The sequence below is a fragment of the Streptomyces sp. NPDC056347 genome, from assembly GCF_042262625.1.
Classification (GTDB): domain Bacteria; phylum Actinomycetota; class Actinomycetes; order Streptomycetales; family Streptomycetaceae; genus Streptomyces.
This window is the reverse complement of the sequence record NZ_JBHJQP010000286.1, coordinates 1-5,495: the sequence shown is the minus strand read 5'-3', so window position 1 is coordinate 5,495 and position 5,495 is coordinate 1. Positions and strand designations below refer to the sequence as shown.

General features: G+C 68.7%; 6 protein-coding genes. 2 read left to right on the top strand and 4 right to left on the bottom strand.

What is annotated here, in order from left to right:
- Positions 1–53 precede the first annotated feature (53 nt).
- On the bottom strand, positions 54–1,361 hold the full coding sequence (locus ACFCV8_RS35265) for a peptidase (protein ID WP_376689616.1): 1,308 nt from the start codon (positions 1,359–1,361) through the stop codon (positions 54–56).
- 382 nt (positions 1,362–1,743) lie between these two features.
- On the opposite strand from ACFCV8_RS35265, the gene ACFCV8_RS35260 reads away from it, so the two are divergent.
- Positions 1,744–2,334 carry an Imm21 family immunity protein gene (locus ACFCV8_RS35260; RefSeq protein ID WP_376689615.1) on the top strand — a complete coding sequence of 197 codons (591 nt, stop codon included), beginning with the start codon at positions 1,744–1,746 and terminating at the stop codon, positions 2,332–2,334.
- A gap of 26 nt (positions 2,335–2,360) precedes the next feature.
- Here the strand turns inward: ACFCV8_RS35260 and ACFCV8_RS35255 are convergent, their stop codons facing one another.
- Both ACFCV8_RS35255 and ACFCV8_RS35250 read right to left on the bottom strand, forming a co-directional pair.
- Positions 2,361–3,053 carry a transposase gene (locus ACFCV8_RS35255; protein WP_376689613.1) on the bottom strand — a complete coding sequence of 231 codons (693 nt, stop codon included), beginning with the start codon at positions 3,051–3,053 and terminating at the stop codon, positions 2,361–2,363.
- Positions 3,054–3,083: 30 nt separating this feature from the next.
- A complete protein-coding gene (locus ACFCV8_RS35250) occupies positions 3,084–3,371 on the bottom strand; it encodes a hypothetical protein (RefSeq protein ID WP_376689611.1) in 288 nt (95 codons plus the stop codon).
- A 196-nt stretch (positions 3,372–3,567) separates the two neighbouring features.
- Between ACFCV8_RS35250 and ACFCV8_RS35245 the strand changes: the two genes are divergently transcribed.
- Positions 3,568–4,167, top strand: a complete 600-nt coding sequence (locus tag ACFCV8_RS35245) for a hypothetical protein (protein WP_376689610.1) — start codon at positions 3,568–3,570, stop codon at positions 4,165–4,167.
- Positions 4,168–4,418: 251 nt separating this feature from the next.
- Here ACFCV8_RS35245 and ACFCV8_RS35240 read toward each other — a convergent pair whose 3' ends face one another.
- Positions 4,419–5,381, bottom strand: coding sequence for a cupin domain-containing protein (locus ACFCV8_RS35240; RefSeq protein WP_376689609.1), 963 nt, complete (start codon positions 5,379–5,381; stop codon positions 4,419–4,421).
- Between the last annotated feature and the right edge of the window lie 114 nt (positions 5,382–5,495).

The following is a 5,495-nucleotide window of genomic DNA, read 5'->3' as shown; positions in this document are numbered from 1 at the left end:
CCGGTACTGCTCGGTACGCGGGTGGGGTGCCCGGTCGGCACCCCACCCGTGGATCAGGCGTGGGTGCCGGCCCTGCGACGGCGTACGAGGAACACCGCGCCCCCGCCGATCGCCACGGCCGCGCCGCTCGCGAGGGCGAGCTGCGGCAGCGCGGAGGGCGAGCCCGTGGCGGCGAGGCTGCCGCTCACCGGACGGGAGCCGCTGCTCTGCGCCTTGACGTCCGAGGACTTCGGCTTGGTGGCGCCGGGCTTGGCGTCGCCGACCTTGCCGGGCTTGCTGCCCGCGGCGGCGATCAGGAACTCGTAGCCCTCGAGGTCCGGGTTCCCGCCACAGGTGCCGTCGTCGTTGAAGTAGTCACCGGCGACGAAGGTGACACCGTTGCCCGCGGGGGCCGAGGCGTCGACCTTGAGGCGCATCTTGATGTCGGTGTGGGTACGGGCCTTCAGCGGGCTGATGGCGTCCATGTAGTGCTTGTTGTCGACGGTCTTCCACTTCTTGGACGAGGCGGAGGACCACTGCAGGCGCACCAGGTCGTCGATGCTCTTGAGCCCGCTCTTGTCGGTCGCGTGGACGTAGGCGAACGGAAGCACCTCGTCCATCGTCTTGTCGGTGCCGTTGGTCACCCGGAGCTTGAACTCGACCTGGGTGCCGGCGACGACGACGGACGGCAGACCCGTGACGACCGTGGTGAGCGCGGTCTCCGGGACGCAGTCCTCACCGCCCTCGCCGCCCTCCTTCTTCGCCTCGGCCAGCGCCTCGTCGGCGGCGTTCTTGTCGGCGAGGGCCGCCTTGGTGGCCTTCTGCGCCTGGTCCAGCTTCCGGGCCGCGGCGACCCGCTCGTCCTCCCGCGCTTCCGCGGCTTCCGCCGCGTTCTTGTCGGCGGTGGCCTTGGCCTCCCGCGCGGTCTCCGCGTCGGCCTGCGCCCCGGTGAGCCTGGTCGCGGCGTTGGTCCTCTCCTCCTCGGTGGCCGTCCCCGGGAGTGCGTCGACCGCGGCCTGGGCGTCGACGACTGCCTGGTCGGCGTCCGCCTTCGCGGCGGCGGCCTCCACCGCCGCGGCCTCGGCGGCCTTGGCGGCCACGGCGAGGGGGCTGGTGTCGGACAGGACGGCTTCCAGCGCCGCCTTGGCGGCGCTCTCGGCCTCCACGGCGGCGTCGTACGTCGCCTTCGCTGCGGCGGCGGCCTTCTCGAGCTCCGCGGTGGACGGCTTGCTCTGCTTCTTGTCCTGCGTCTTGTCCTGCGTCTTGTCCTGCGCCTGTGCTGCCGGCTTGTCGTCGGCGAACGCCGGGGTGACCGACAGCAGGAGAACAGGCGCGGTCACTGCGGCGGCAACGGCTGTGGCGAGAATCGGGCGAATCTTCACAAGAGCCCTTCGGTGTCCGAAAAAGAAGAAGGGGTCGCCGCGGGAGGGGGCACGCGGATGCGACTTGAGGGGATCGTATGGCCGGGCCGACGCCCGGCCACCACGATTTCTTCACCCGCACCGGCCAATACCACAGCACCGCGACCGACAGAAACGGCGAAAGGGTGCAGTTGTGTCCGACGCCCGCACTTTCGCTGTGATCAATGCCATAGCCGCCGGGTGCGCCGCCCCGCGCGCGGCCAGGCGCCCCCCGCGGGTCGTGTCCGCACCGGCACCCACGGGAGCCGGGCCGCCTCCGGGTCCCCGCACCTGGCTAAGGGCTGTCCCGCAACTGCTGGCTGAGCGTGGTGGCGGTGTCAGTGGGAGAGGGCACGCTGACTGGATGATCACTTCTTCATCCACCGCAGACGATGCCTCCCACCCTTCCCCTGTCTGGGTGGAGTCGATGGGCGGTCCTCTGATCGTTGTCCCCGTCTCCGCCCTGGCCTCCTGGGGCGGGTGCACGGCGGAGAGTGGTCTCGCAAGGGGAGACGCCACTGCTCCGGACGACTACGACCGGGCCTGCGCGGTGGACGATCTGGCTGGTGTGATCCCCCTCGACGAAAACGGTGCGCAGGCACTGGTGCTGGCGGACGAGCCGGCGACCAGCTGCTATCTGCCTCAGCAGCGAGCGTTCCTGCGGTGGCTCGCCGCCGAAAGCGAGGCCGGACTGAGAGCCGCGGCAGATGCCGTCCTCGCGGACCCGGCCACGGTGTGGGAGGAGTGCGGCACCTGGGTCTCGGACGGTCCGGCGGTGCTCATGGACTCCGCCGAAGCTGGTTCCGACTTGGGCATCGAGTATCCCGACGGCGGGATGCCTGCCGAGGCAGCGGTCCCGCTGGCCGCCGGCCGCTGGCGGGTCCGCGCCACGCAGACCTGGGTGGATGGGGGGAACTGGGTCGGCCTGGTCCAGCTCCTGCCGGCCGAATCCTGATCGGGCAGTGCTTCGGTCGGGAGCGGTCAGCCGCGGCGCGCGAGATTGTGCCGATGAGCGATGCCGAGCATCGCGTGGTGGACGCCATCGCCTTTGAGGCGGCAGTCGCACAGGATCTTCCAGGTCTTCATCCGGGCGAAGGCATGCTCGACCCGAGCGCGGACCTTCCGGTGGGAGGTGTTGTGCTCTTCTTTCCAGGCGGGCAGTTCGCTCTGCCCGCGATCACGGCGGTGCGGGATGACGAGCCCGGTTCCTCGACAGCCACCGTCGGCGATCACTGCGGTCTTCCCGACGGCGGCCTTCGCCCCGGACAGCTCCCATGCCTTGCAGTCGTTGCGGTTGCCCGGCAACGGCCGGCCGACCACGACCACCAGCCGGGTGTCGGCATCGACGACCACCTGGTGATTCGTCGAGTACCGGTAGTTCTTGGACTGCTCGGCCACCGTGTGGTCGCGGGTGGGGACCAGGGTGCCGTCCACGATGAGCACGGCGTCCTTGCGAAACCGCTTCCGGGGCCGGAGCGCGAGAAGAGGCCCGACTACCAGAAGCACCCGATCCTCCAGCGGAATCCCCCACGGCCGGCCCTGCCGAGCGTTGTCGGCGCCATCACGCCGCGGCGCACGCACCACCCCGTTGAACCGGCGCGGAGCCACACCAACGAACGGGGCTGTCCAGGACAGCTCGGACGCTGTGATCACACGTGGCACGGTCGAGATCATCGCAGGGCCAGATCACTTACGGGACAGCCCTTAGCCGGGCGGCAGCGGTTGCTCCGGTGCGCCGGTGAACAGGTGATCGTGCATTCTGCGAAGGTAGGCTCGCAGAGTTTCCCTGTCGGAGAATTCGATGCCGGTCAGTCGCTCGTATTTGGCCGGCCCGAAGGAGTCATCCGAAATGATCCCCTCGAACCCCGCACGGATAAATTCGATGTAGGAGTCGCTGAAACTCAGCAAAGTGTCTCTCAGGTCGCCATTCGTCTCGTACCCCCGCTCGAGGTCCAGGTTGACCTTGATGAAATTTTTGAAACGTGTGTCCATGGAAACCCTGCTGGCGCGCTTCTTCGGTGACGGTGGTTCGGGAGGAATTGCCCGCTGCTTCCCCGGAGGCAATTGACCGCAGGTCGGCCGGTGTTGCCGTGGATGCGGAGTCGTGCGTGACGAGAAGTGACTGATCATTTTCATGATAGAGTCTCAATGAATTCGCAGGATGCCGCGCGATTTAAAGGGGAATAGCGTGAACACCGAGAAGGTTACGGCTCGACGTCTTACGGCCGAGGAGGTTTCGGACCTGGGCCCCCAGGACCGGATTTTCGTTTCGGCGGAGGCGGAAGGTCTTCCTCTCGACTGCTATGCTCCGGCTTTTCTCACGAAGCCGGGAAAGAATTTCGAGGGAGGGTCCTTCGTCGCGAGGACGGTTTTCGGTGAGGAGATCCACGTCCTCCCGGACAACGCTGAAGAGGCCGGGGTCTGGGCCGCTGACAAGGGGGGCGAGGAGATCGAGGTTCTCCAGAGTGCCGGCGTCCTCCTGAACCTCGCTCTCTTCGTGCCCGGCGGGAGCGAGGGGTCTTTGGACTCGCTCTACTCCGCCGCGCGGGAAGCGTTCGGCGCGGGGGTCGTCCAGCGCTGGAGCGAGGACGTCGCCGCGGTGCCGGACGTCAAGGTCGACCTGTACGAGGAGCCGGCCCGGGCGCGGAAGGGTGCAAACGGCCAGAACCGCGACCGCCGCGCCCTGGACATCTACCCGACCCGGGTGCGCTTCCTGGAGCCCAGCGAGGGCTGGAAGTTCGTCGTCGAACCGCACAAGGAGATCGTCGACGACACGCCGACGATCTGACCTGACGGCAGCCCCGGGGCCACGCCGGATGCATGGCCGCTCCCGGTGACGGAACCGAGAGGGTGCAGCAACCCGCGGGGGCCGAGCGGCTGTTGTCGGCAGTTCGGACAGACGCCCGGCCGGAGTTCTCCGGCCGGGCGTTCTGCGTTCCCTGCGTTCCCTGCGTTCCCTGCGTTCCCTGTGTTCCCTGCGTTCTCTGTGTTCTCTGCGCCTTCTGTGTTCTCCGTCTTCTCGGGCGAGAGCGCCCTTGCCTATGTGCCGGGGTGGTGTGGCGCGGTCTCCACGGGGCCGACGTCGGGGAGGCCGAGCCGGAACCTGCCGAACTGCGCGCCGTCGCGGGCGGCGAAGAAACGCTGCAACAGGTCCTCCTCCTCGAACGCCTCGTTCACCCGGTCCCGGACCTTCCGCAGCACCTCCCGCGGGTCGTCCGGACCCCCGAAGCGCAGCACTTCGGCGCACATCGCCTCGTCCTCGCGGAGCTGGTCCAGCAGCCAGCGGGCCAGGTCCGTGCCGGTGGTGCAGGGGACCGAGCCGGTGATGTGGAGGGAGGGACCGCCCTCGGCCACCGGGTCGTGCCAGAAGCCCCGCGGGAGGAAGAGGACGTCACCGGGGGAGAGCACGAGATCGTCGACGGTCTCGCCGGGCGGCGTGCCCATGGCCGAGTCCGCGGGGTGCATGGAGAACTCGTTGCGCCCGAAGATGCGCCACCGCTTGCTGCCCTGGAGCTGGATGACGAACACGTCGTGGTCGTCCCAGTGGGCGTTGAAGCTGCCGGTGGGAGCCCAGGAGGCGTAGAGGTTGAACTCGAAGTCGCTGAGCAGCCTGCGCTCGAAGGCCTCGGAGAGCTGTGAAACGCCGGGGTGGATCTCGTCCACGTACCTCATCGCGAGCGTGTGGCCCGCGCCGAGCGCCGCGCGCAGCCTCACCGGGTCGATGCGGACGCGCCGACGACCGCGCCGGACGGTGCGTCCCTCCATGTAGGCGGCCTCGGCCAGTTGCTTGCCGTCCCGCGACAACCGCATCTGGGGGGACCGGAGCGGATGTGTCTCCAGGAGTTCGTTCAGGTCGTCCCAGCCGAAGACGTCCCTGATCTTCTCGGCGGCCGCAGGGAACACACGGTGTTCGTGGTGGTAGACCCGCGACAGGAAGTCGTCGGTCAGCAGCGTGGAAAGAACGTCTTCCATCGCGCCCGAGAGGTCTCTCGTGCCTTCCATGTCTCCTCGATTCCTCCGTGATTCGCCATCGGTGACCGACCCGCTGGCCGCCGTACGGCTCGTACCCGCCCTGCTGCTGGACGGGCGGGGCGGGGGGCGCGGGCTCGCCGTCGC

Coding starts and splice junctions, on each gene's coding strand:
- ACFCV8_RS35255 (WP_376689613.1), bottom strand. CDS start 3,053: ATGATCTCGACCGTGCCACGTGTGATCACAGCGTCCGAGCTGTCCTGG.
- ACFCV8_RS35240 (WP_376689609.1), bottom strand. CDS start 5,381: ATGGAAGGCACGAGAGACCTCTCGGGCGCGATGGAAGACGTTCTTTCC.
- ACFCV8_RS35250 (WP_376689611.1), bottom strand. CDS start 3,371: ATGGACACACGTTTCAAAAATTTCATCAAGGTCAACCTGGACCTCGAG.
- ACFCV8_RS35260 (WP_376689615.1), top strand. CDS start 1,744: ATGATCACTTCTTCATCCACCGCAGACGATGCCTCCCACCCTTCCCCT.